Origin of the sequence: Streptomyces sp. f51 (assembly GCF_037940415.1) — a bacterium.
GTDB lineage: Bacteria > Actinomycetota > Actinomycetes > Streptomycetales > Streptomycetaceae > Streptomyces.
On the sequence record NZ_CP149798.1, the window covers coordinates 2,323,099 to 2,348,162 of the forward strand.

General features: G+C 68.9%; 18 protein-coding genes and 2 pseudogenes. 7 read left to right on the plus strand and 13 right to left on the minus strand.

Annotated elements, in window-relative coordinates; translation table 11 throughout:
* Positions 1-2 precede the first annotated feature (2 nt).
* Both hemW and WJM95_RS10270 read right to left on the minus strand, forming a co-directional pair.
* Positions 3-1,241, minus strand: coding sequence for a radical SAM family heme chaperone HemW (gene hemW, locus WJM95_RS10265; protein WP_339129282.1), 1,239 nt, complete (start codon positions 1,239-1,241; stop codon positions 3-5).
* A 56-nt stretch (positions 1,242-1,297) separates the two neighbouring features.
* A complete protein-coding gene (locus WJM95_RS10270) occupies positions 1,298-3,529 on the minus strand; it encodes a SpoIIE family protein phosphatase (protein WP_339129283.1) in 2,232 nt (743 codons plus the stop codon).
* A 162-nt stretch (positions 3,530-3,691) separates the two neighbouring features.
* On the opposite strand from WJM95_RS10270, the gene WJM95_RS10275 reads away from it, so the two are divergent.
* The gene (locus tag WJM95_RS10275) at positions 3,692-4,276 is read left to right on the plus strand and encodes a response regulator (protein ID WP_339129284.1); all 585 of its coding nucleotides are present in this window, start codon (positions 3,692-3,694) and stop codon (positions 4,274-4,276) included.
* 59 nt (positions 4,277-4,335) lie between these two features.
* Here WJM95_RS10275 and WJM95_RS10280 read toward each other — a convergent pair whose 3' ends face one another.
* Positions 4,336-6,207, minus strand: coding sequence for a long-chain fatty acid--CoA ligase (locus tag WJM95_RS10280; protein ID WP_339129285.1), 1,872 nt, complete (start codon positions 6,205-6,207; stop codon positions 4,336-4,338).
* Positions 6,208-6,421: 214 nt separating this feature from the next.
* Entirely contained in the window at positions 6,422-8,290 is a 1,869-nt protein-coding gene (lepA, locus tag WJM95_RS10285) for a translation elongation factor 4 (protein ID WP_339129286.1), read from the minus strand.
* A gap of 315 nt (positions 8,291-8,605) precedes the next feature.
* Here lepA and rpsT point away from each other — a divergent pair, with 315 nt between their 5' ends.
* Positions 8,606-8,872 (plus strand): 30S ribosomal protein S20, encoded by a 267-nt coding sequence (rpsT, locus tag WJM95_RS10290; RefSeq protein ID WP_339129287.1) that lies wholly within the window; start codon positions 8,606-8,608, stop codon positions 8,870-8,872.
* A gap of 322 nt (positions 8,873-9,194) precedes the next feature.
* On the opposite strand, the gene holA is transcribed toward rpsT, so the two are convergent.
* From holA to WJM95_RS10310, 4 genes and pseudogenes are all read right to left on the minus strand, one after another.
* Positions 9,195-10,184: a DNA polymerase III subunit delta gene (gene holA / locus WJM95_RS10295; RefSeq protein ID WP_339135460.1), complete on the minus strand. Its 990-nt coding sequence runs from the start codon at positions 10,182-10,184 to the stop codon at positions 9,195-9,197.
* 422 nt (positions 10,185-10,606) lie between these two features.
* Positions 10,607-10,852, minus strand: coding sequence for a hypothetical protein (locus WJM95_RS10300; protein ID WP_339129288.1), 246 nt, complete (start codon positions 10,850-10,852; stop codon positions 10,607-10,609).
* Between the two features lie 80 nt (positions 10,853-10,932).
* Positions 10,933-11,763 carry an arylamine N-acetyltransferase gene (locus WJM95_RS10305; protein WP_339129289.1) on the minus strand — a complete coding sequence of 277 codons (831 nt, stop codon included), beginning with the start codon at positions 11,761-11,763 and terminating at the stop codon, positions 10,933-10,935.
* Between the two features lie 4 nt (positions 11,764-11,767).
* A pseudogene (locus WJM95_RS10310) lies at positions 11,768-12,508 on the minus strand (MBL fold metallo-hydrolase); the annotation flags it as partial.
* Positions 12,509-12,727: 219 nt separating this feature from the next.
* Between WJM95_RS10310 and WJM95_RS10315 the strand changes: the two are divergent.
* The 5 genes from WJM95_RS10315 to WJM95_RS10335 all read left to right on the plus strand — a co-directional run bounded on the left by WJM95_RS10315 (position 12,728) and on the right by WJM95_RS10335 (position 17,207).
* A complete protein-coding gene (locus WJM95_RS10315) occupies positions 12,728-12,883 on the plus strand; it encodes a hypothetical protein (RefSeq protein ID WP_339129290.1) in 156 nt (51 codons plus the stop codon).
* A gap of 417 nt (positions 12,884-13,300) precedes the next feature.
* Positions 13,301-13,804, plus strand: a complete 504-nt coding sequence (locus tag WJM95_RS10320) for a sigma-70 family RNA polymerase sigma factor (protein ID WP_339129291.1) — start codon at positions 13,301-13,303, stop codon at positions 13,802-13,804.
* Between the two features lie 272 nt (positions 13,805-14,076).
* Complete coding sequence (locus WJM95_RS10325; RefSeq protein ID WP_339129292.1) at positions 14,077-14,430, plus strand: hypothetical protein; 354 nt, start codon at positions 14,077-14,079, stop codon at positions 14,428-14,430.
* Positions 14,431-14,656: 226 nt separating this feature from the next.
* Positions 14,657-16,000: a hypothetical protein gene (locus WJM95_RS10330; protein WP_339129293.1), complete on the plus strand. Its 1,344-nt coding sequence runs from the start codon at positions 14,657-14,659 to the stop codon at positions 15,998-16,000.
* A complete protein-coding gene (locus WJM95_RS10335; RefSeq protein WP_339129294.1) occupies positions 15,966-17,207 on the plus strand; it encodes a hypothetical protein in 1,242 nt (413 codons plus the stop codon). Before WJM95_RS10330 ends, WJM95_RS10335 begins: the two co-directional genes overlap by 35 nt.
* Here the strand turns inward: WJM95_RS10335 and WJM95_RS10340 are convergent.
* From WJM95_RS10340 to WJM95_RS10360, 5 genes and pseudogenes are all read right to left on the minus strand, one after another.
* Positions 17,196-17,612, minus strand: a complete 417-nt coding sequence (locus tag WJM95_RS10340) for a hypothetical protein (RefSeq protein ID WP_339129295.1) — start codon at positions 17,610-17,612, stop codon at positions 17,196-17,198. The genes WJM95_RS10335 and WJM95_RS10340 overlap by 12 nt on opposite strands.
* On the minus strand, positions 17,609-19,708 hold the full coding sequence (locus tag WJM95_RS10345; RefSeq protein WP_339129296.1) for an integrase: 2,100 nt from the start codon (positions 19,706-19,708) through the stop codon (positions 17,609-17,611). Before WJM95_RS10345 ends, WJM95_RS10340 begins: the two co-directional genes overlap by 4 nt.
* Positions 19,705-21,297 carry a hypothetical protein gene (locus WJM95_RS10350; protein ID WP_339129297.1) on the minus strand — a complete coding sequence of 531 codons (1,593 nt, stop codon included), beginning with the start codon at positions 21,295-21,297 and terminating at the stop codon, positions 19,705-19,707. Before WJM95_RS10350 ends, WJM95_RS10345 begins: the two co-directional genes overlap by 4 nt.
* A gap of 146 nt (positions 21,298-21,443) precedes the next feature.
* On the minus strand, positions 21,444-22,850 hold the full coding sequence (locus WJM95_RS10355; RefSeq protein ID WP_339129298.1) for an integrase: 1,407 nt from the start codon (positions 22,848-22,850) through the stop codon (positions 21,444-21,446).
* 185 nt (positions 22,851-23,035) lie between these two features.
* Positions 23,036-24,985, minus strand: a pseudogene (locus WJM95_RS10360) (ComEC/Rec2 family competence protein); the annotation flags it as partial.
* Positions 24,986-25,064: the final 79 nt, after the last annotated feature.

Here is a 25,064-nt window from a genome sequence, read left to right on the forward strand (position 1 = left end):
CCTCAGTCCACCAGGTCCCGGACGACGGCGTCCGCGAGGAGGCGGCCCCGGAGGGTGAGGACGGCGCGGCCCGCGTCGTACGGTCCGGCTTCGAGGAGGCCCTCGGACAGCGCGCGGCGGGAGGCCGCGAGGCCCTCGGGGCGGAGCAGGGAGAGCGGGCAGCCCTCGCGCAGCCGCAGTTCGAGGAGGATCCGCTCGACCCGGCGGTCCTCCTCGGTCAGGAGTTCACGGCCGGCCCCCGGGGAGCGGCCCTCGGCCAGGGCCGCCGCGTACGCCCCCGGATGCTTCACGTTCCACCAGCGAACGCCGCCCACGTGGCTGTGCGCGCCGGGGCCCGCGCCCCACCAGTCGGCGCCCCGCCAGTAGAGCTCGTTGTGCAGACAGCGGCTTCCCGGCGAGCCGGCGGTCGCCCAGTTCGACACCTCGTACCAGTCGAAGCCCGCCGCCGACATCACCTCGTCCGCGATGAGATAGCGGTCCGCGTGCACGTCGTCGTCCGTCATCGGGACCTCGCCGCGGCGGATGCGGCGCGCCAGCTGCGTGCCCTCCTCGACGATCAGCGCGTACGCGGAGATGTGGTCGGGGCCCGCGCCGAGGGCCGCCTCCAGCGAGGCCCGCCAGTCGTCGTCCGACTCTCCCGGCGTGCCGTAGATCAGGTCCAGGTTCACATGTGCGAATCCGGCCGCGCGGGCCTCGGCGACGCAGGCCTCGGGACGGCCCGGGGTGTGGGTGCGGTCGAGCACCTTCAGGACGTGCTGCCGGGCGCTCTGCATGCCGAAGGAGATCCGGTTGAAGCCCCCGGCGCGCAGGGTCGCGAGGTACTCGGGGCCGACCGACTCGGGGTTCGCCTCCGTCGTGACCTCCGCGTCGTCCGCGAGCCCGAACTCGTCCCGGATCGCGCCCAGCATCCGTACGAGATCGTCGGCGGCCAGCAGCGTGGGCGTACCGCCTCCGACGAAGACCGTGCGGACCGGGCGGGGGTCGTCGCCGAGGACCTTGCGGGCGAGCCGGATCTCGTCGGTCAGCGTGTCCGCGTAGTTGTCCCGGGAGGCGAGCACACCGCCGCTGCCCCGCAGCTCGGTCGCCGTGTAGGTGTTGAAGTCGCAGTAGCCGCAGCGGGTCGCGCAGTACGGGACGTGGAGGTAGAACCCGAGGGGTCGCTCGGCGGCCCCGGCCAGGGCGTGCGCGGGCAGCGCCCCGTCGCCGGGGACGGGCTCGCCGTCGGGAAGTGCGGAAGGCATGCGTTCCATTGTCCAGCACCGGCGGGGTCCGGCGGCCCCGCTCCGGGTGAGCCCCGTTACTCCGCCTGCAACACCAGCAGGGCCATGTCGTCCTCCGGCGGGCGGGGGCCGAACGCGTGGACCAGCGCGCGGATCCGTTCCGCGATCAGCTCGGCGCTCAGACCGGCGCAGCCGGCGAGGGCGTGCGCGAGACCGTCGTCGTCGTCGAACTGGCGGGATCCGTCGCGCCGCTCCGTCACCCCGTCGGTAACGCACAGGAGGGTGTCGCCGGGGTACAGCTCGAAGGTCTCGGAGGTGTATTCGGGGTCCTCGAAGACGCCCAGCAGGGTCTGCGGCCCGGCCATCTCCCGCACCGCGCCGTCGGGGCCCAGCAGCAGCGGCAGCGGGTGTCCGGCCGAGGCGAGCGTGCAGCGCACCCCGCCTTCGAAGGGGACCAGCTCGCCGTAGAGCATGGAAAGGAAACGTGTCTGCGGGCCGAGGTCGCTGCCGAGCCCGGGTCCGCCCGCGGCCACGAGCGCGCGGGCCGCCGCGTCCGCGGCCTCCGTCGCGTCGTCGAGGAGGAGCTGGTTGAGTCGGTCGAGGACGTCCGCGACGTCGTAGCCCTCGCGGGCCAGCAGCCGCAGCCAGGGCCGGGCCAGACCGATCACGACCGCGGCCTCGGGGCCCTTGCCCTGGACGTCGCCGACCGCGAAGCACCAGCGCCCGTCACCGGCAGGGAACACGTCGTAGAAGTCACCGCTCGGCCCGCCCTTGTCGAGCGGTTCGTAGACGAGGGCGCTGCGCACCCCGGGGATCTCGGCGACCGCGCCCGGCAGCAGCCCGCGCTGGAGGACCCGGCTGATGGTGGCCTGGCGCGCGTACTGCCGGGCCGCTCCGATGGCCAGGGCGATCCTGCGGCTGAGGTCCTCGACGAGTCCGGTGACCTCGTCGGGGAAGTCGGGCGGCCCCGCCCTGCCGATGACGAGCGTGCCCAGCGGCCTGCCGCCCGCGATCAGCCGGTACGCCAGGGCCGCCCCGCTCGCCCCGCGGGCGCCCAGCACCTCGCCCGGCCAGGGCACCGGGACGGCGCGGGAGCGCACCGCGTCGGGCAGCCGCGGCGGGTCCTTCTCCAGGGCGTGGCGCAGCCCCTCGATGAGGTTCTCGCTGCCGTGCCAGACGCGGGCGAGACGGGGTCCGAGCGCGAGCCCGAGGCCACCGGCCCGGTCGGTGGCCTCGTCCTCGAGCCATACGGCGCACCAGTCGGCGAGGCGCGGGACGAGGAGCTGCCCGGCCAGCGCGGCGACCAGGTCCTCGTCGAGCTGCCCGGCGAGCAGGTCCGAGGCCTCGGCGAGGAAGGAGAGGGCACCGCGGTCGAGCCAGTCGTGTCCGCGGGCGGTGCTCCGGCCGGCTCCGGAGGCGGACACGACGCCGTACGCCGCGCCGCCCGCCGGTGTCCCGCGCCCCTCGGTGTAGGCGGTGGCCCCGGTCCGTCCGGACCCGTCCCCGGGACCCGCGAGACCGCCGACACCCGCGAACCCGTCCGCTTCCGCGAACCCGCCGACACCGTCGAACCCGCCGGTTCCCTCGACCCCGTCCGCCCCCGCCGATCCGCCGGCGCCCGCGAACCTGTCCGCTTCCTCGAACCTGCCCGCCTCCGGGAAGCCGCTCGTCCCCCGGAACCCGTCCGCCCCCGTGAAGCCGCCCGGTTCCGGGAGTCCTTCCGTGTCGTCGAAGCGGACCGGACGGCGCGCGGCGCCCGTGTCCGCGAAGACGTCCGAGGCGGGCAGGGCGCCGGCGGTCCCGTCGACCAGCAGCCTCGACCACACCGTCTTGACGCCCGGACGATAGGTGATCCCCCATGCCTCGGAGAGCGCGGAGACGAGGCGCAGGCCCCGCCCGTACTCCGGTGTCCCGTACAGCGGTTCGGCACCGTCCTCCCGTATGGCACGCGAGGGATGGTGGTCGGAGACCTCGACGACCAGGGTGCCCGGAGGCCCGTCGGCCGGGCTGTTCTCCAGGCGGCACAGCAGCTCGACGTCGGTGCCCGCGTGCACGACCGCGTTGGTGACCAGCTCGCTCACCACCACGACCGCATCCCCGGTGAGCCGGTCGTCGATGATCCCGGCACCGGGCAGGGCCGCCTCGGTCCAGCTCAGGAGCGTGTCCCGGAGGAACCGGCGCGCGGCGGCGGGGGCGAGCGGAGTGCCCGGCAGCGAGGTGCGTGAGACGACGTCCCGGCCCGCGCCGTGGTGCGCGAGCGTGTCCGGTGCGCACGCCGTGGACTCCCGTTGCGTCGGAATGGCCCCCACTGTGCGGCTCCCTGGGCAGTTCGGACGAATACTCCTCGGTCGATGCGGCCAGGGTGACAGACTGGCGGCACTCATAAGCGCCGAGTCACCGAAGTGGGCCGCGATGAGTGAGATCAGTGGTATGGATGTGTTCGAAGTCGGACAGAATCGAGCACCGTCATCATGAGCGCCGCCACGACGACCGACGAGGGCGCGAGCATCCTCCTGGTCGACGACATGGAGGACAACCTGGTCGCGCTGGAAGCCGTCCTGCGCTCCCTCAACGAACCGCTGGTGCGGGCGCGTTCGGGCGAGGAGGCGATGGAGGCACTGCTGCGGCGGCGGTTCGCGGTCGTCCTGCTCGACATCCGGATGCCGGGCATGGACGGATTCGAGACGGCCGCGAACATCAAGCGGCTCGACCGGACCAAGGACGTGCCCATCATCTTCCTGACGAGCACGGACGCCGACGCGGGCTACGCCTTCCGCGGGTACGCGACGGGCGCCGCCGACTATCTGACGAAGCCCTTCGACCCCTGGGTCCTGCGCGCCAAGGTCTCCGTCTTCCTCGACCTGCACCGCAAGAACCGCCAACTGGAGTGCCTGCTCGCCCGCGAGCAGGACCAGATCGACGAACTCGCCGCCCGCCTGCGCAGGATGGACGCCCAGCTGGCGTCCGGCACCGTGCCGGACGTACCACGACTCCGGGACCAGGTACGGCAGATGGACGAGCTGCTGGGCCGGATGCGGCGCAGGCGGGACGGATAGCGGAGAGCACCGGCTCCCGGCCCGCACGAAGCGGGTCCGAAAGCCGGTGCCGATACCGGCTACGCCTCGCGGGTGCCCGCGTACATGTCGTCGATCAGGTGCTTGTACGCCTTCTCCACGACCGGGCGCTTCAGCTTGAGGCTCGGAGTGATCTCACCGTGCTCGACGTCCAGGTCGCGGGGCAGCAGACGGAACTTCTTGATGGTCTGCCAGCGCTGGAGACCGCCGTTGAGCTCCTTCACGTAGCCCTCGACGAGGGCGATCGTGACGGGCGCCGCGACGACCTCGGCGTACGACTTGCCCTCCAGGCCGTTGTCCTTGGCCCAGTCGAGGATGGACGGCTCGTCGAGCGCGATGAGCGCGGTGCAGAAGTTCCGGTCGGCGCCGTGCACGAGGATGTTGGAGACGTACGGACAGACGGCCTTGAACTGGCCCTCGACCTCGGCGGGCGCGATGTACTTGCCGCCCGAGGTCTTGATGAGGTCCTTCTTGCGGTCGGTGATCCGCAGATAGCCGTCCGCGGACAGCTCGCCGATGTCACCGGTGTGGAACCAGCCGTCGGCCTCCAGGACCTCGGCGGTCTTCTCGGGCAGCCCGTGGTAGCCCTCCATGATGCCGGGGCCGCGCAGCAGGATCTCGCCGTCGTCCGCGATGCGCACCTCGGTGCCGGGCAGCGGCTTGCCGACCGTGCCGGTGCGGTAGGCCTCGCCCGGGTTCACGAAGGAAGCGGCGGAGGACTCGGTGAGTCCGTAGCCCTCCAGGATGTGGATGCCGGCGCCCGCGAAGAAGTAGCCGATCTCGGGAGCGAGCGCGGCGGAGCCGGAGATGCAGGCCCGCAGGTTGCCGCCGAAGGCCTCGCGGATCTTGGCGAAGACCAGCGCGTCGGCGACCTTGTGCTTGGCGCCGAGCGCGAACGGCACCGAGGCCGAACCGGTGCGGCGGAAGTTGTCCTGGCCGGCCTTCGCGTACTCGCGGGAGACCTCGGCGGCCCACTGGAAGATCTTGTACTTGGCGCCGCCGCCGGCCCGCGCCTTGGCCGCGACCCCGTTGTAGACCTTCTCGAAGATGCGGGGCACGGCCGCCATGTACGTGGGCCGCACCACCGGGAGGTTCTCGATGATCTTGTCCACGCGGCCGTCGACGGCCGTGACGTGCCCCACCGCGATCTGCCCGGAGGTCAGGACCTTGCCGAAGACGTGCGCGAGCGGCAGCCACAGGTACTGGACGTCCGCCTGGGTGACCAGTCCGGTCCCGGAGATCGCCCTGGCCATGTAGGACCAGTTGTCGTGCGGCAGCCGGACGCCCTTGGGACGGCCGGTGGTGCCGGAGGTGTAGATGAGCGTGGCGAGCTGGTCGGCGGTGATCGCGCCGACGCGCTCCTTGATCAGCTCGGGGTGCTTCTCCAGGTAGGCGGCGCCACGCGCCTCCAGGTCGGCGAGCGTCAGGACCCAGTCCTCGGTCTCCACGCCCTCCGCGTCGATGACCACGACATGGGTGAGCTCGGGGAGCTCCGCGCGCTTCTCCCGGGCCTTGGCGAGCTGGGCCGCGTCCTCGGCGATGAGGACCCGGCTCAGGGAGTCGGAGAGGATGAACGCCGACTCCTCGGCGTTGGTCTGCGGATACACGGTCGTGGTGGCCGCGCCCGCGCAGAGGATGCCGAGGTCGGCCAAGATCCATTCGACCCGGGTCGAGGAGGCGAGCGCGACGCGCTGCTCCGGCTGGACGCCGAGTTCGATGAGACCGGCCGCGATGGCGTAGACCCGCTCAGCGGCCTGCGCCCAGGTCAGCGACTTCCACTCGTCCGGGCCCGTGCCCGAGGCCGGTACCGGGTAACGGTATGCCTCGGCGTCGGGTGTGGCCGCCACGCGCTCAAGGAAGAGGGCGGCGACGGACGGCGGACGGTTCTCGATCAGGGTCTGTGTGTCGCTCACGACATCCTCCGGGGCCCCGCGGCAGTGCGGCTGGCTCAATTGCGGCTGTTGTTTAACTCGCGAGTAACTACCGAGCAGAGATCAGACTAGAGCGCGTCCGGCCGGTGCGTAAGAGGCGGCGGCCGGTCACTTCTTGCAGGACACACCCATGAGACAAGCACAGGGCCCGCCGCGCCGAAGCGCGACGGGCCCTGAATTCCGGGATTCGGCGTGACTACTTCTTGCCCTTGGCCGAACCGCCGCTGTCGTCGCTGGACAGCACGGCGATGAAGGCTTCTTGCGGAACTTCCACAGAGCCCACCATCTTCATCCGCTTCTTGCCCTCCTTCTGCTTCTCCAGCAGCTTCCGCTTACGGGAGATGTCACCGCCGTAGCACTTGGCGAGGACGTCCTTGCGGATGGCGCGGATGGTCTCGCGGGCGATGACCCGGGAGCCGATGGCCGCCTGGATGGGCACCTCGAAGGCCTGCCGCGGGATCAGCTCGCGCAGCTTGGCGACCAGCCGGACGCCGTACGCGTACGCCGCGTCCTTGTGCGTGACCGCCGAGAAGGCGTCGACCTTGTCGCCGTGCAGCAGGATGTCGACCTTGACCAGGCTGGAGGCCTGCTCGCCGGTGGGCTCGTAGTCCAGCGACGCGTAGCCGCGGGTCTTGGACTTGAGCTGGTCGAAGAAGTCGAAGACGATCTCCGCGAGCGGCAGGGTGTAGCGGATCTCGACCCGGTCCTCGGACAGGTAGTCCATGCCGAGCAGGGTGCCGCGCCGGGTCTGGCACAGCTCCATGATCGCGCCGATGAACTCCGAGGGGGCGAGGATGGTCGCCCGCACGACCGGCTCGTACACCTTGTCGATCTTGCCCTCGGGGAACTCGCTCGGGTTGGTGACCGTGTGCTCGCTGCGGTCCTCCATCTCGACGCGGTAGACCACGTTCGGGGCGGTCGCGATCAGGTCGAGCCCGAACTCGCGCTCCAGCCGCTCACGGATCACGTCGAGGTGCAGCAGCCCGAGGAAGCCGACACGGAAGCCGAAGCCCAGCGCCGCGGAGGTCTCCGGCTCGTACACCAGCGCCGCGTCGTTGAGCTGGAGCTTGTCCAGGGCGTCGCGCAGCTCGGGGTAGTCGGAGCCGTCCAGCGGATACAGGCCCGAGAACACCATGGGCCGGGGGTCCTTGTACCCGCCGAGCGCCTCGGTGGCGCCCTTGTGCAGGGTGGTGATCGTGTCACCGACCTTGGACTGGCGGACGTCCTTCACGCCGGTGATGAGGTAACCCACCTCGCCGACGCCGAGCCCGTCGGCCGCCTTCATCTCGGGGGCCGAGACGCCGATCTCCAGCAGCTCGTGGGTGGCGCCGGTGGACATCATCCTGATGCGCTCACGCTTGTTGAGCTGCCCGTCGATGACACGCACGTACGTCACGACACCGCGGTACGAGTCGTAGACCGAGTCGAAGATCATCGCGCGCGCGGGGGCGTCCTGGACGCCGACCGGGGCGGGGATCTCGGCGACGACCTTGTCGAGCAGCGCCTCGACGCCCAGGCCCGTCTTGGCGGAGACCTTGAGCACGTCCGAGGGGTCGCAGCCGATGAGGTTCGCGAGCTCCTCGGAGAACTTCTCCGGCTGGGCGGCCGGCAGGTCGATCTTGTTCAGTACGGGGATGATCTTGAGGTCGTTCTCCATCGCCAGGTAGAGGTTGGCGAGGGTCTGCGCCTCGATCCCCTGGGCGGCGTCGACGAGCAGGACCGTGCCCTCGCAGGCCGCCAGGGACCGCGACACCTCGTACGTGAAGTCGACGTGCCCGGGGGTGTCGATCATGTTGAGGATGTGGGTGCGGCCCGGATCCTCGGACGGGGCCCAGGGCAGCCGGACCGCCTGGGACTTGATCGTGATGCCGCGCTCGCGCTCGATGTCCATACGGTCGAGGTACTGAGCGCGCATCTGCCGCTGATCAACCACCCCGGTCAGCTGGAGCATGCGGTCGGCGAGCGTGGACTTGCCGTGGTCGATGTGCGCGATGATGCAGAAATTGCGGATCAGAGCCGGGTCGGTACGGCTCGGCTCGGGCACATTGTTAGGGGTCGCGGGCACGCAGGGTCCTGTCTCTTGAGGCGCCTGTCGCCTCGGGTCGGATCGATACGTAGGCTCCATGGTCCCACGCGCGGCGGGCTGCGACCGGTTTGGGCCACGGGAGGCGGACGGCGGCGCCCGGTTCGAAGGCCCCGACCAGGACATCGGCGACGGGCCGCAGGACCGGGGACGTACGGCCGGTTTGGGCCGGTCGGGCGGGGACTGGTAGCCTGGGTGGCTGTGTCTCATGCCCTCTCAGCACGAGACGCACCCAAGAAAATCAAACGGCGGGTGAGGCTTGACGTCTCACGCGCCTGAACCTGTAAAGGCTCATCAGTGGCGAACATCAAGTCCCAGATCAAGCGGATCAAGACCAACGAGAAGGCCCGGCTGCGCAACAAGGCCGTCAAGTCCTCTCTGAAGACCGCGATCCGCAAGGCCCGCGAGGCTGCTGCCGCGGGTGACGTCGAGAAGGCCACCGTCGCGGCGCGCGAGGCTTCGCGCAAGCTCGACAAGGCCGTCTCGAAGGGCGTCATCCACAAGAACCAGGCCGCCAACAAGAAGTCGGCGCTTGCTTCGAAGGTCTCCGCGCTCCAGGGCTGAGTCGGCTGAGCTCTCCGGAGCTCGACCCCTGACTTGACCGTCGGACGGACCCGAGCGGGCCCTCTCTCTCCGCTCCCGGCCGACGTAACGGATTCACGCACGATCTGCGTTCGCCACGCGGGCGTGAGTCCACCGGCTTGAACCGAAGGCCCCGCTCCCTCCCTTCCCCGGGAGAACGAGCGGGGCCTTCGGTATGTCCGTGGACGGACGGGCCTCGGCAGCTGCCGGAGCCGGGCCTTCAGGGGGCTGTCACCGGTCTCGGACACGCCTCACCGGCGGCCGGAGCCGCGTCTTCGGGAGCTGTCACCGGTCTCGGACGACCTCAGTGGCGTCCGGAGCGGGCCGCGCGGGCGACGGCCACGACCGCCTTCTCCAGGGCGTACTCGGGATCGTCCCCGCCGCCCTTGACGCCGGCGTCCGCCTCCGCGACGGCCGTGAGCGCCATGGCGACCCCGTCCGGCGTCCAGCCCCGCATCTGCTGCCGTACGCGATCGATCTTCCACGGCGGCATCCCCAGCTCACGGGCCAGGTCGGCGGGCCTGCCGCCCCGCGCGGAGGACAGCTTCCCGATAGCCCGCACGCCCTGCGCGAGCGCGCTGGTGATCAGGACCGGAGCCACCCCGGTGGACAGCGACCAGCGCAGCGCCTCCAGCGCCTCCGCGGCCCGCCCCTCGACGGCCCGGTCGGCGACGGTGAAGCTGGACGCCTCGGCCCGCCCCGTGTAGTACCTCCCGACGACGGCCTCGTCGATCGTCCCCTCGACGTCCGCGGTCAGCTGCGACACGGCCGACGCCAGCTCCCGCAGATCGCTCCCGATGGAGTCCACCAGCGCCTGGCACGCCTCCGGAGTGGCCGCCCGGCCGAGCGTGCGGAACTCGCTCCGCACGAAGGCCAGCCGGTCCGCCGGCTTGGTCATCTTGGGGCACGCCACCTCCCGCGCGCCCACCTTGCGCGCCGCGTCGAGCAGGCCCTTGCCCTTGGCACCGCCCGCGTGCAGGAGCACCAGGGTGATCTCCTCGGCGGGAGCCCCCAGATACCCCTTGACGTCCTTGATCGTGTCGGCCGACAGATCCTGGGCGTTGCGCACGATCACGACCTTGCGCTCGGCGAAGAGCGAGGGACTCGTCAGCTCGGCGAGCGTGCCAGGCTGCAACTGGTCCGGGGTGAGATCCCGTACGTCCGTGTCGGCGTCGGAGGCCCTGGCGGCGGCCACCACCTCCTGCACGGCACGGTCGAGCAGGAGATCCTCCTGGCCCACTGCCAGCGTGACAGGGGCGAGAGGGTCGTCTTGTGCGGTCTTCTTGGCCATCACCGAAAGCATCCCACGAGCCACCGACAACCCCTGCCCCAAGCAACGCCCTCCGGGCCGGAGAGGGGGCCGGGGGCGGACTGAAGCGGGGGCCGGCTGGGCCGGGCAGGGGGCAGGACCGAAGCCGGGGCCGGCCGGGCCGGGCAGGGGGCAGGACTGGAGCCGGGGCCGGCCGGGCTGGTCAGGGGGTCGGACTGGACCGGGGTCCGGACTGTGGCCGAGTCCGGATCGGGGTCCGGGCTGGACCGGGATCCGGGCCGGGCGGCCCCACTCAGCCGCGGCGGCCCGGTCCGTCGAGTCCCGCGTGGCAACCGCGGCGAAGTCGGCCGAGCCCTGCGGGGAATGGGACCGCAGGGCGCGGCGGCGTGGGTCCGCGCGGCCGGGTGGAGTCGGTCCGCGCGGCCCGGTCAAGCGGGCCGGGTGGGTCAGGGCTCCTCGTGCCAGCCGTCCCACTCGGCCGCGAACTCGTCCAGCTCCTTCGGGTCCAGCCGTGCCTCGGGGTCCGTGAGGACCACCAGCCACTGCGCGTCCTCGGCGTCGTCCTCTCCCGCGAGTGCGTCCCTCACGAGCTGCGGCTCCTCCGGCAGTCCGAAACGGTCGCCGGCGGCCTCCGCCGCCTCCTCCGCCGCGTCGCGGTCGGGCAGCACCAGTACATGTCTCACATCGCTCACCCGGATATTTTCCGGCACGTCCGAGGCGGCCGACGCCGAGTTCGGGCTCCGGAGCGTGTGATCTGCGCGGCTCCGGACCGCTACCGGCGTTCCGCGACCTCCGGCACCCGGTCCAGTTCGATCCCGAAGCGCTCCCGGTAGGCGGCCAGCACCTCCTCGTCCGTCGTCAGTTCCGTCACCTCCTTGGTCCCGTCGGCCGTCGACACGGTGAACCTGCGTCCGCTGAGCGTGATCCGGCCTCCGTCCTCGGTGACCCGCGAGCAGACCAGCGACCGGGTGAAGTGCGACTGCGGCGAGGTGCCGTGCCACCAGGCTCCGGCGACGAAGTCCCCGAGCACACGAGGCCGCACCTCCAGCCGGTACTGGCGCTTGTCCCCGACGATGACGTCGAGGTCCTCGTGCTCCCGCGAACCCCCGGCTCCCCGCACGCCCGCCGCGTCCGGCGCCGACTCCACGACCCTGAACAGCCCGCCGGGATCCCGCTGTTCACCCCGCTCCATGAACGACAGCGGATAGTGGCTGTGCGCCCCGAACCCGACGTCGGTCAGCCAGTCGCCCCCGTCCACCGTCCGCACCCGCAGCGCGAGGTGGTCGTAGGGAATCCCGGGCTTGCCGTCGTCCCCGTACACCCGCGCCGCCAGAAGTGTCACGTCGAAGCCCAGTGCGCCGAGCAACGCCCCGAACGCGCCGTTCAGTTCGTAGCAGAAGCCCCCTCTGCGGGCGCCCACCACCTTGTCCAGCAACCGCTTCTCCTCCAGCACGATCTCCTCGCCGAGGTGGATCGACAGGTTCTCGAACGGCACCGTCCGCAGATGGCACAGCTGGAGGTCACGGAGCACATCGGACGTGGGCCATGCCGGGTGCTGGGCCCCGATACGGCGAAGGTAGGCGTCTGCCTGCGCGGAATTCATGCCTTCAGTGTCGCGCCACGGCAAGCCCTCCGCCCGCACCGGTGACGGCGAGATCACCGTCCTCGTCGGTACGCAGCACCACCGCGCCCCGCGCCCGCAGGGCCGCGATCGTACGAGGAGCCGGATGGCCGTAGGGGTTGTCCCGCCCGACAGAAATGAGCGCGAGCCGCGGCGCGACCCTGCGTATGAGCTCCGGGTCCTGGAAGGCCGAACCGTGGTGGGCGACCTTGAGCACGTCGACACGGTCCACCTCCGCGGCCGCCGCCGATCTCGCCAAGGCCCGCTGGGCGGGCGGCTCCAGGTCGCCGAGCAACAGCAACCGCAGCCCCGAGGACCGCACGAGCAGCGTGACGCTGGCGTCGTTCGGGTCGTCCGGCGGCACGACCGGATCGGGCGGCGGCCACAGCACCCGCCAGTCCAGGCGTCCCACGCGTCTCCTCTCCCCCGCGACGGCCCGGCTCACGGGAATGTGCCGCGCGGCCGCCTCCCGTCGTACGAACTCGGCCTGATCCGGCGGCTCTTCGAAGCCGGTCGTCTCGATCGCGCCCACCGAACGCCCCCGGAGTACACCCGGCAGACCCGCTACGTGGTCCGCGTGGAAGTGCGTCAGGACGACGAGCGGGATCCTGGTGACGCCGAGCGTGCTCAGACAGCGGTCGGCCAGCACCGGATCGGGCCCCGCGTCCACCACCACCGCGCTGCCGTCCCCGACCGCGAGCACCCCGGCGTCGCCCTGCCCCACCTCTTCCCTGTCAAGTTCAGCGTGTTGATGACAACCAGCTGACGGAAGTGTCGGCGAAGGAATCGGTGCCCGACAGGAGCCGGGGGGACAACCCCTGCCCGTTTCCCCCTGATCGACAGACACCAGCGACTCACACCTACAAGAGAGCAGTTGGGGAGCCGCGAAGCGTGAGCGAACCTCCTCCGCCTTCTCGCTAAAGACCATCTGAGACGTGGAGTCCGCATGAGCAAGAAGCGCAAGGTCGCGATCACCCTGCTGGTCGTACTGGTGTTCGCAGTTGTGACTCTCATCGCGCTCGGCAACCCGGCACTGGGGGTCGCCATCAGCGCAGGCGTCGCGGTGGCAACGCTCGCTTGGAAGATGTTGAACTCCAAGTAGTGACCTGATCACCCAGGGAGGCCTTCAGCTGCTTGTCGGGCTGAAGGCCTTTCTGCTGTCGCGGGCCGGCCGCCACACGTACGACACACGCCCTCCAAAAAAAGTTTCTGAGAATCCCCCGCATCTGGCTCATGGCGCCCGACTCCCCCTGCAACAGGGCCACCACCGCACAGAGAAGAGCCAAGACCTATGACAGGACCCAGCGAGCGCGGGATGGGTGACACGTCGCCCCCCAAGGGAGTCGCTCTGCCGGTCACGGAGACCTCCGGATCTGAGGACGTGAGTTCGGAAGCGTCCACCGACGGGAATCCGGAAGCATCGTCCGACAAGGCGATCATCCCGGCTCAGGCGACCGCCTCAGCGGCCGACGAGCCTGCGGATGACGACGTGGGTTTGCAGGTACCCACTCGCGAGGAGGTGAGTGCTGAGCTCGCGGAGACGCACGTCCCCCTGGGGCGACGTATCGCCAGCGATGGATACGACGAGCACGACGTCCATGAGCTCAGGGTGGAGACCCAGGTCAAGTACTTCAAGGCCAGGATGAAGGGGGTGCCCCTCCGACACGGCAGGCCATGGCCGTTCCTGATCCACTGTTACAAGTGGATCCGCCTGGACTTCCACAAGAAGAACCCCCAGAACCATGAGCGCCCGGGGGACGTCGAGAGCCTGGACCTACCTGACCCTGCTCCGTGCGCCATGGACCAGGTCGCCCTCAAGGAGGCCATCGAGTCCTTCCTTGAGCGCCACCTCCCCGATGCGCGTGAGCGACAGGTATGGCTCATGACTCATCGCGACCACATGGGGCGCACGGAGATCGCCAAGAACCTGCGCATCGATCGGGGCACTGTTTCGGCTCGACTGGCGCGGGCCGAGGAGCGACTGCGGTCCCTGCCGCCGGACGAGCTCAACCACCTCCTCTGAGGCGGGCCGCCTCCCTTGGCCACGGAGCTCTTAGGCCCTGAACTCCGTGGCCCTGAGAGGGGGCCCGCCTCCAGAGACTCGCAGAGGCTTGGAAACCTCTGCAGCGGCACCGGCGAATCTGCTGGTGGCGATCGGAAGGGAAAATGACAAAGGAAGGGATGGCGAACGTGGCATCTAATGCTCACGACGCCCTCATCGAGCTGCTGCGCGAGCCCGCTCGCGCGAACGGCGCCGAGGGACAGCCGCCCACTACGAGTGAGTGGGCTACGTACATGGACAGCATTGCAGCGCGGGCTGAGGCCGACACCGACGATGACAGCGACATCTACCTGTACGACGAAGACGCAGCTGACGACGAAGACGACCCGGCGCCAGCTGCCCTCCCGCGCGCGGGTGGATCCCACCGGATCGCAGTCCTGGTGGGCGGCCTGTTCTTCGCGGCCTTGGCGATCACGGGGATCTTGGTGACTGACATCTCTTCGTCCGGCATGGTCGTCTCGACTGCCGGTGTGGGTTTCGTCGCTGTCTTCGCGGCAGCACTCCTCATGTGGGCGCGCCTGACTGGACATCGCAGGCGAGCACGTGACGGGGCCACTCACCACCGGCCATGGCTGCTACAGCGGTGACCGGTGGCGTCCTGAAATAGCCGTTCTGCGCAAGCAATTGCGCAGAACGGCGACCAACTACAGGTCCCGGCCCGGATGTTCCGGGCCGGGACCCTTAGATGGAGGGGGCTCGCTTCTGGGAAGCTCGTCCGCCTGGCCTCATCGGCGGGACTCCAGAAGTAACCGAGCGCAACAGATCATAGGGCTTATGATGACAAGTCACACTGGTGATCTAGGGACAGGTGCCATGGTGGGGACTGGCCAGGACGGTTCCGACGCCGCCGAGCGTCGACTCGGAAGAGCCGTCATTTTTCTTCTGCAGCAGGCGCCGATGGTGACGAACAACATCATCCGGGCCGATATTGCAACATTGCTCCGGGCCGGTCAGGCTATGGATTTCGTGTCACGCCTGCATGGATACAGCAGGATATCCAGCCCTGGTCTCATTCGGGAATTTGCAAGGCAGGCCGGCATCGCCGACATGGATCTGGTCTCTCAGATCCTCCCGGTCCTCAAGCAGGCAGACGTCATCGACTACGCACTGGCCTCCGATGGCACCATTGCACATGTCGAGGAGTTCATCGGAGTCTCAGGAACCGTCATCCAGCAGGCATTCAAGGTTTTGGGGATCCTGGGTCCTTCCGAGAACGAGCTCGCGCTCCTTCACAGCATCGAGATCGCTTCTTGGGCCCCGCTCACCAAGACCCAGCATCTTGATCAGATCGTCAAGCGAGGGATCGGTGACGACGCGGCTGCGAAGGGACTCGGCTACTCTCTCGCAATTTCGGTTAATCGCCGGGTCTTTTCCAGTGACCTGAACGAAGAGGTCACCTTCAACCCGAATGTTTGGGGAACCGGACAGGTCCAGATCGCATCCTTCCTCCAGTCCCTTCCCCCGAACGAACGGGATGCCCTGCTCGCCATCTGCGAGAAAGCAACTGCCCGTCCTGGCTCCACTCTGGATGTCATGGGGGGCAACCCGGCCATCCTTCGGAGCGCCCGCAAGGTCGGCCTGATCCAGGCCGCAACCGTGAAGTCAAACGCCCATGGTCAGCCTCTGTCACAGACCTATGTCTTCTCCCCGTTGGTTCAAACCTCGGACGATCAGTCGACGACGACAGAGGCGCTGCACCTGCGCAAGCTGTTCCTCGCTCATATCCTCTTCGGGCAGGAAAAGGCCCAAGCCGACTTGGGCAGGATCAGCGATCCAGTCGTCCTCGTCTCAAGGCTCCTAAACTCCGGGTCCGTCGGTCCGGCCACCAACATCGGAACGGACTATCACCTGCTGGAGTCCGCCGGAGTGGTGCGAGTCGAGCAGCTTCCCAATGGGAGAGCCTTCCTGAAGCTGATCAAGGAGGAAATCGTTCGGGATGGCCTCGACTGGCTCAAGGCAAGCGTCGGCAATATTCCCGGTGACGGATCCTCTTCGTTGAAGATGGAAAACATTCCCGGCTCGTTCATGACACCGGAAGAAGACCGGTCTATGATGCCCGACGACGCAGCCAGCGATGAGATCACGACAGCTGCAATTCTCGAACTGAGGAAGGAAGCCCAGCGTGCAGTCAGGCACGAGAGCCCGTTCGGGCGGTAGCGGGGGTCCCACCCCGAAGTCACCTCCACTCGGTGAACAGCTGGAAGCCCGGGTTGCTCAACTCTGGTTCTGGGAAGGGTTCTATGCCCGATATGGCGTCAACCTCCAGCGCTACTTCCAAGAACCGATCCTTGTCACGGACCTGGATCTTTTCGCATTCGACTTCAGCCCCCACCTCTCCCTGATCAAACACATCGGTGAAGTAAAATCTGGGACCGGGAAGAGCACAGAAAAGCCGCTGGATAGGCTCGTATGGCTCCGCGGGCTGCGTGAACTCGTCGGTGCCGATGCCGCAGAGCTGACGATGGCCAAAGGCATCACCAGCCGCATCCGCGACCTGGGGCGGAGCTTGGACGTCTCGGCCCAGAGCGTCCAGGATTTCGAGCGCAGGGAAACCAACGCCGTTGGCAAGATGGCAGATCTCGGATCCCACGGCGTAAGCGCACTGTGCCTGGAAAAAGAGGTCCGGGAAACCTGCAAGAGTGTGGCTGACCTGGAGCGAGCGTTCTGGTTCCTGCGCGGCGAAGTCCTTTTCCTTGACCATTTCCTGGCGATCAAGCAACTGATCGATCTACTCCAAGAAATCAGCAAGTATTGGACCCCTCGACTCCAGGACGCAGAGGCGCGAGCAGTCAGGTGGCTGGCATCGGAAGCCGTCAGCATCCTCACTCTGAAGTTGGTTGCGGCCTCTTCGACGGCTGTCACGCTCAACAGAAACGACTGGGACGCTCTCGTTTCGGAAAGACTCGCAGAGGGCGCCGTCCCGATGCACCAGATGCGGAAGATCTCGGACTCGGTCGACAAGTTCGTCGCCGGTATCCTGTCCGCCGCAAAAGTTGCCCCTGAGATTCGCACCGAGGCGATCGGCGCTTTCCTGCCCGAGCCTCCCGACTATGCGGCTTCCCTGGCGGAACTCTGCTGGAGATTGAAAAGTGATGCTCCAGTCGCGCGTGTCCTTCCTCGCCAAATGGACATCTTCATCTTTGAGCGGCTGACTCACCAAAGGTATATCGACGCCTCTGTTGTCGGACGTCTCGGTCTGCAACGGGATACTTTTGGACGCTCGCGGCGCCTGATCTCTGCCTTCCTCCGAGGGTGCGGGGCCAGTTTTGATGAACTGGATCAGGCACTGATCGGACATGCTATGCCGGGAGGCGGAGTCACCGTCGAGATTCACACGGCCGAGGCAGACTCTTCAGGGGCGTGATAGCGGCTGAGGCGGCAGGACTCTGAGTTTTCCTGCCCGCTCGGCCAATTGGAGTCGGAGTTGCCGGTTCTCCGACTCTGATTGGTGAAGGGCTCCGATCAGTGCTTCGACATCAGCCCGTAGCTGTTTGATTTCCTCGGCATCGACAGCGCGAAGTTCCTTGAGTTTGACGACCTGCTTTCGGAGTCGCCGTTCCCGGTCAGGGGTGCCGCCTCGGGCTCGGACCTTCTCATAGAAGTCGTTCTTCAGGTCGGGGTGGCGTTGGGTGAGCGCATTGCGGGGAACTCCGGCCTCGATGGCGAGGGCGACGATAGTCAGTGCGCCGTTGGATTCTTTGGGGGTGCCCGACAGGATTCGGTCTATTGCAGCTTTGATCCGGTCGCGTTCGTCGAGGGCGGGGCTCATGCGGAGATCTCCTCGCGGGTAATGCGGCTATAGCGGTGATGCTCGACCAGTTTGCGGAGTCGGTCGGCCTGGTCTCGGAGACGATCGGACAGCGGCAAGGGGACCGTTTCCGAGGCCGCTTGCTTCTCCAGAGCCTCGGCCTGCCAGGTCATTTCGGCAGCGTGCTGATCGGTGCGGGTGATGTTGGCGCAGGAAGACACGCATCGGTCGAGCGAAGGGGTGTCGGCGGCGGCCCGGTGGCAGAGCGCTTTGTCCCGGTTGTAGACACACATCAGGTAGGCGTGGGGGTTGTCGTGAACGGCGAGGGCGGGGTTGCCGAGGATGTCCCGGGCCTGGCGGGCGGTGCGGATCGAACCGGCGAAGGTCGGCGCATGGGCTGCTGCGTGGATGGCTCGGCGGGCAGCGGGGCCCGACAGGCCGGCGCCTTCGGCGAGGCCCTCTTGCAGGCTCATGAGCGTGTCCGCGGTGGCCCGTGCTGTTTCGATGTCGAGGAGGGTGTGGATTCCGTCGCGGCTTCGAGCGGCATATCCCGCACTGACGGCAGTCCGGAGGTGGCCGTATTGAACGGCGAGCGCGACCAGTCCGCCGGGGCGGCGGGCAATGTGCCAGGCCAGCGTCCTCCGGAATCGTGATGTGCCGACCCTGCCGTGCGGATCGGGAGGGATCACCTCGGTGGGAAGATCGAGGTGTTGCGCCAGATCGTTGGCCCAGAGGATGAAGTCCTCGATCCTGCTGTTCATCGTGTGGGCGAGAAGCGAACCGGCATAGTCGGGGCGGTGGTTGGGGAAGTCGTGGGCGCTGGCGTCGAAGAGGAGACTGCCACCGGGGACGATCTTCTCCAGGGTGCGGACGGCATTCACCGCCGGCTCGATCGCAACCCAGGGAGTCTCGCGGAGTTCGCCTCCGGAGTGGTGGTTTCCGTTCTCGTCCCGGGCGGTCTTGTAGGTGTGGCCGAAGATGAGGTGCCTGCCGGTTGCCGGTTCGGGGCAGCAGTCGGTGCGTAGTCCGAGCACCTCGCCGGGGCGCATGCCGGTGAGGTAGGCCAGGACGATGAAGCAGGCCGTGCCCAGGTGCCGCATCAGCACGTCGGCGTCGGCGAAGTCGATGGATTCCGCCCATCTGCGGCCGTTGACGAGTGTCGTGATGGCCGTGGGCAGCGGGCTCGGTCCCGGGTGTCGGGCCCTGTAATCCCGCCAGGCTCTCCTGCTGGTCATGTTGGACACCTGGTTGATCGAGGCGCCGGTGAGACCGGCGATGTAGCTCACCGAGGTGACGTGCTTGCCCGCGTGGATGTGCATGGGGATGGGCCCGTCGACCGTGACGATCTCGTGCAGGTAGGTCTTCAGGGAGGCCAGTGACTCGGTGGTGGCGACGGCCTTCTCGGCCCGCTCGATCAGCCGCTGCTTCTCCGTCCAGGCGGCCAGGATGTCGGTGGCCAGGTCGTCGACCGTCCGCATGGCCCAGATCAGCAGCGGCCCCATGGTCGCGGGTGTGATCGGCTCGGTGGAGTTCTCGCCGCCGCCCTCCGTCGCGGGCGGGAGATAGTCGTCGACCCCTTCGCGTTCCCAGGGGGGTTGGGCGACGCCGTGCGGAGCGATGCTGATCGTGTCGAAGACCCAGAGGCGGGTCAGCGCGGTGATCCGGTGCAGGACGGTGGACCGCGAGAGTCCGCGTTCGCGTACCAGGTGAGCGATGAAGTCGCTGTAGGTCTGGTCGTCGCAGTCGGCCAGGGTCGTGATGTCTGCGGCGTGCAGCCAGCGGGCGAAGTCCCGCCAGGCCAAGGCGACTTCGTAGATGCCTTCGGCGTTCATGCGGGTTCGCCAGGCCCCGGACCGGCCGAGCAGGAAGGAGTCCGGCAGGCTCCGGTTGATAAAGGTGTGGGTGATCTGCCGTAGTTCGTGTTGGATGGTGGGCGGGAACGTGGCCCAATGGATGCTTTTGCGCTCGACGCTCGGGTTGGCGTTCAGCGAGGCCAGGGACCATATCGCATCGCCGTAGCAGGACATGGGCTCGTCAGGGCTGACGACGAGTGCGGCGTCGATGACCGGGGTCTGTGCCGTTGGCCGGGGATGTCCGGTGGCGAGGAGAGTTGTCACGCGTCGTAGTGTCCGTTCAGAAGGTGGTCGATGATCTCTCGGTCCTCGGCGGTGACGCCGGCCAGTGCTTGCTGCCAGACGGCCTCGCCGAGCCTGGCTTTGAGGTCTTCGAGGCGGGCGTGCGCGTCGTACCAGTCGGCGTCCCAGAGTTCGGGGGCGAGGACGTCCCGCAGGCTCTGGAGACTGCGGTGCAGGTGGGCCAGGCGAGGGTGGTGGACGGGGGCGACACGGGCGTTCGGGCAGGCGGTGCAGAGCAGGAACGACGCTCGGCAGCCGGTCCCGACCGGGGTGAACGGGCTGTTGCGGTAGTCGGTGCAGGCGGTCGTGGCCGTTTCGAGGGTGTCCGGTGCGGGTCTGTCGCTGAGCCGGGCCCGCAGGACCGTGTTGCGTGCGTGATCGAGGGCCTCGTTGATGCCCGCGGCGATCACCGGGATCGCCGCTTCCTGGACCTGGGGCTCGGGCAACACATAGACACTGTCGTGGGTGTCCTGGGAGTTCTGGCCTGGTTCACGTCGGTGCAGAGCGTTGACGGTCTTGCGGAGACGTCTCATCGGTGAGCCGGGCAGACCGGTCTTGCGGGCCCAGTCGCTGGCCGCCGCGTCGTGCAATCCGATGCCGAACATCCCGACCCACACGTTCTCCGGGACGGTGCGGTCTCTGGGGTAGTTCTCGCGCCAGATCAGCAGCCGGTCCACGTCGGGATCGAGCTCGGCGACGGCTTGCCGGGCCGGAGCCGTGGCCTGCAGAGCCTTGGTGATCAGACGGCCCGGGGAGTCCGACCCAAAGTCGGTGAGGTTCCTGGTCTCGAAGTGTCGGCCAGCGCCTCGGCGAGCCTTCTCCAGCTCCAGGCGATAGACGGGAAACCCGTCCTCGCCGGAGCCCGGCGTCGCGCGGGGGACACGCAGCTTGGAGACGGTGGTCGCGTTGAAGCCGTGCTCGGCGGACAGCAGCACCGCCAGGGCGACGGCCTCCATCCGGTTCAGAAAGAGCCGACGCCAGGTGTGCAGCGCGTTCTCGCCGCCGAGGGCAACGCGGTAGCGGTTGATGACCCGTGTTCGGCCGTCGGTTCCCAGATAGCGGGGGACGTTACCGGTGCGAGCCAGAGTGTCCAGGGCCTCGCCGATCAAATGCTCACGGGTGTCCGGGGCGACCGCCCCGGCCCTCCACTTGTGCAGGAGTTCGGTGTTCTCGGTGATCCGCAGGTGAGCGGTGCGGAACATCCGCTGTGCCGTGGTGCGGACCTGGGTGAACTCGTCGGGCGGCAAGGCCGTCTCGGACTTCTTCACCAGGGGGACGCGTTTCGCCATCGCCTCCATGAGCGCCCCGGTCACTCGTGCGTCCGCCTGGAGGAAGGCCGCGACGCGGGTGATCTGATCGCGGCCGGAGGCGTTCTGGGAACGGCTGAGCCGCCAGCGGTTCCAAAGGCCCGCTGTGAGGTCGGAGACGTCGATGGGCGGGTGGTCCTCCGTGGCGAGGAAACGCGCGAAGGTCTGCAGCTGCCGCCAGGTGGCCAGACTCGCCGACAGTGCGTTCCAGCCTCCCCCCGGCTCGCAGCGTGCGGCGAACAGCACCGCCCACGACCGCTGCATAGGAGTGGGAACCGGGAGTTCTGCGAAGTCGTAGCTCCGCATGGCGCCGTCGCGATCACGGTGACGGACCAGGACAGAGCCCGGCTCCAGAACCGGTGGCCGGTGGTGAGGCTGCGGCGGCAGGGCCGCGGAACGGCCGCGCCGGCTCATGCGACCACCAGGTGCTCGTCGAGGTCCTGGATGCCCTCGCTCTCGCGCGCGATCCGCGCGAACGTGCTGTTCAGCCGTTCGTCCGACAGGCTCGTGGCCACGCTCGGGTCAGGAATCCGGTCAACCAGCAAAGATCGCAGCTGAAGGTCAGCGACGGGCGCGAGGTAGATCTTCTTCGTCGTGGTCAGTTCGGCGTGGCCGAGCAAGTCCTTGACCATGTTCCAGGGGTCGCCGTAGAGCATTCGGAAGTCCCGCCGTTCCTCCGGCGTGAGGCCCATCCGCTGGTCCATGAGGTGGTTGAGGACGACGAGCATGTAGAGCGCGAAGCTGTGCCTGGCCATGTGGGGGGTGGCGAACGGTGGCTCCGACAGGACGTCCGAGAGGATGTCCTCGCAGCGGTCCGAACCGGTCCTGAAAACGTTCTCCCAGGAGTCCGGGCGGAACGGCAGCCCGCTCTCGTTGAGCCAGAACCACAGCGGCTCCGGCCCCAGCGGTCCCTCCGTGAAGAACATCATCCGCTCTTCGACCGTCGCCTCGTTCAGCTGGGTCTGCCCGATCATGCCGTCCTGGTCCCGCCAGTGCAGTACCCGCTTCAGCCGGCCGGTCTCATGGGTGACCAGGCGCCATTCGGGCAGACGGTCGTACCGGCCCTTGATCTGTGCCCGGCGGACGAGCCTCGCCCGGGTCGACTCTGCGTATCCCTCGATCTCGCCGACCACGACCGCCGAGACGTAGAACATCCGGGCCTTCTTCGACTTGGTCACCGCCCGTGCCAGACGGCCCGTGTAGTAGCGGCCGCCTTCCAGCCGCGTGCTGGGAACCTCAATCGTCAGCAGTGAAGCCCCTTCCGTCCGCCGCATCCCCGAGGAGAAGAGCAAGCCCGCGTAGGCGGCGTTCCGGTCAGAAAGGCGCCCCTGCCAGCTCGGATCGGGAAGCCCCTCGGCTGTATGACCGCGGAGCCCGACATCGACCCACAGGCGGAACGCCCGCGGAGTCAGCCACCTGACATTGCTCATTCGGGCGTGCTCGGCGCGGCCCGCCGGCACCGAGACGATGTCGCCGTACCGATTCCGGACGGACTTCGTCTCGACCGGGTTCGTCACCATGTGCTCATGGTCGACGGCCCATGTGTAGAGACGCGTCAGTGCAGCCAGGCACCGATTCCAACGGTCTCCCCCGATCCTCCGAGGGTTGCGCAGCGACCGTGTGCGCCAGTCCTCGAAGTCCCACAAGTCGTCAGAGGTCGCCTCGTTCCAGGTGCGGCCACGGGCCCAAAGGAAGTCGAAGAACAAGCAGTAGTCGTCCGTGTAGTTGCGCTTCGTCTCCCGCTCAAGCCGAGCAAACGATGTACGGCACAGGAAGTGACTCAGTACCGGATCAATCTCATAGTCCGGCGACAGCAAGATCGGGTCGCCTGGGTGGATTCCGGTACGAGCCTCGCGCTGTACGAGGTCCCCCCAACCTGCCAACACCGGGACTCGATCCGAAGCGATCACTCGTCTCGTCGGAACCCAATACCTTCGCCACCCCGCCACAGCACCACCTTGCTAGATCAGCTTCAACACGCTGATCCAACAGGGAAGATCCCGCACATCGCGAACCTCCAGCCGGGCGGCGGCCACCCCGTGATCACCCTCGTGAGCGGCGGTGGCTGCACCACGAACAGCAGGAGCAGCACCACGCCGACACCACTGGGCAACGGGTGTCTCAGCAGCCGCCTGCCGACAGCCAGCACGGCGACCGTGACGAGCACCAGCAAAAGGGCGCCCGTCCAGCTGTCCGGCCAGTCCACTCCCCCACCGGGCTGGGCCGCCCCCGTGCGCGCGATGCCCGCGATCCACCGGGCGGGCCAACTCGCCCACCACGCGAGGACCTTGGCCACCGGCATCGCCCAGGAGGAGGTCACCAGCGTCGCGAACCCCAGCACCGTGGCCGGGGTGACCGCGAACTCCGCGAGGAGATTGCACGGCACCGCCACCAGGCTCACCCGGGCCGACAGCACGGCGACCACCGGAGCGCACAGGACCTGCGCCGCGGCGGCCGCGGCCAGCGCCTCGGCCGGCCGGGCGGGAACACGGCGTCGTCGGAGTGCCGTGCTCCAGCGCGGGGCGAGCGTGAGCAGGGCCGCGGTCGCGAGGACGGAGAGCAAGAATCCGTAACTGCGGGCGAGCCAGGGGTCGTAGAGCACCAGGAGCAGAACCGCCGCCGCCAACGCCGGGATCAGCGATCTGCGGCGCCCGGTCGCGATGGCGAGCAGCGAGACCGCGCCACAGGCCGCCGCGCGCAGCACGCTCGGGTCCGGCCGGCACACGATCACGAAGGCGAGCGTGAGCACTCCGCCGAGCACGGCGGTCGCCCGCAGCGGAACCCTGAGCCGGGACGCCAGGCCCCGGCGCTCCACCCGCTGGGCGAGTCCCGGCGGCCCGATGAACAACGCGAGGACGATGACGAGGTTGCCCCCGCTGACGGCGAGGAGGTGCGTGAGATCGGTGGCCCTGAATGCCTCGTCCAGCTCCGGTGTGACCCGTGAGGTGTCCCCCACGACCAGCCCCGGCAGCAGCGCCCGGGCGTCGGCGTCCAGGCCGTCGGTCGCCTTCCGCAGGCCCTCGCGGAGCCAGCCGGCGAACCGCTGCGGACCGGACGGCGCCCCCACCACCTCCGGTGGCGCGCTCCCCCGTACCCGCAGCACCACCGCGACACCGTCCCCGTCCGACAGGGCGGGCACGGCCCGCGCCGTGATCCGCAGCCGGGTCGAGGGCAGCAGTGCCAACCAGGCCGAGCGCCCGCCGGCGTCCTGGAGAAGACCCCGCCGCGCCCGCCCGCCCGCTCCCACCGGCGCACCCCGCCGCGAACGGGCGTCGACGAACACCAGCACCGGCGTCCTGGTGGCCAGCACCGTGCCGTCCGCCCGGACGACCCGCGTGACGTCGGCGTCGAACAGCAGAGCCGTCGGAGCGACGTGGTCCCCCTTGATCCGGGGCCTGGTGAGCCGGGGGTCGGAGGTGAGCTCCACCTCGACGGTCACGTCGGCGAACCTCTCCGCGAGTGCGGGGAGAGGTCCGCGTCTCAGGTCCGCCGCGTGCAGCCCCGCGGAGGCCGCGGCGGCGCCGACGCAGAGGAGCACGGCGGCGACGGACACCCGTACCCCGGGTCGCCCCAGCCCTCGCCCGACTCGTTTCCCTGCGCGCCGCCCCAGCGGATGGTCCACACCGTCGACCCGCCGGTCACCGTGCCCCGTGCTCGCGTCTCGCCTCCGTCCGCGCTCCTCCTCCCCGCCCTCGCCGCGCCTCCCCGCGCTCCCGTCCTGCGTGCTGCCACCATCCGTTCCGGTCCCCGCACCCCTCGGCCTCGCCGCCAGCAGTACGCCGCCCGCGACCAGGGACACGGCCACGACGGCGGCCACCCGGCCCGGCGAGGCTCCGACGCTCACGGCCGCCGTGAGCCAGACCGCCGCGGCGGGCACCACGAGCCGGAGATCGACCGGCCCCTCCGACCGGGGGTGCGAAGCCCCGAGCCGGCTTCCGGAGGCGGCGTGCACCTGCCTCCGGCCGGTGGAGCCCGGAGACCCTTCGGGGACCGTCGGAGAAACGTCCGGCTCCCCCGCGTCCGTCGCCTCC

Excerpts from the sequence above, each read along its gene's own strand:
- WJM95_RS10330 (WP_339129293.1), top strand. The coding sequence starts at position 14,657 with ATGGTGGGGACTGGCCAGGACGGTTCCGACGCCGCCGAGCGTCGACTC.
- WJM95_RS10350 (WP_339129297.1), bottom strand. The coding sequence starts at position 21,297 with ATGCAGCGGTCGTGGGCGGTGCTGTTCGCCGCACGCTGCGAGCCGGGG.
- hemW (WP_339129282.1), bottom strand. The coding sequence starts at position 1,241 with ATGCCTTCCGCACTTCCCGACGGCGAGCCCGTCCCCGGCGACGGGGCG.
- WJM95_RS10275 (WP_339129284.1), top strand. The coding sequence starts at position 3,692 with ATGAGCGCCGCCACGACGACCGACGAGGGCGCGAGCATCCTCCTGGTC.
- WJM95_RS10315 (WP_339129290.1), top strand. The coding sequence starts at position 12,728 with ATGAGCAAGAAGCGCAAGGTCGCGATCACCCTGCTGGTCGTACTGGTG.
- WJM95_RS10325 (WP_339129292.1), top strand. The coding sequence starts at position 14,077 with ATGGACAGCATTGCAGCGCGGGCTGAGGCCGACACCGACGATGACAGC.
- WJM95_RS10305 (WP_339129289.1), bottom strand. The coding sequence starts at position 11,763 with ATGAATTCCGCGCAGGCAGACGCCTACCTTCGCCGTATCGGGGCCCAG.
- WJM95_RS10340 (WP_339129295.1), bottom strand. The coding sequence starts at position 17,612 with ATGAGCCCCGCCCTCGACGAACGCGACCGGATCAAAGCTGCAATAGAC.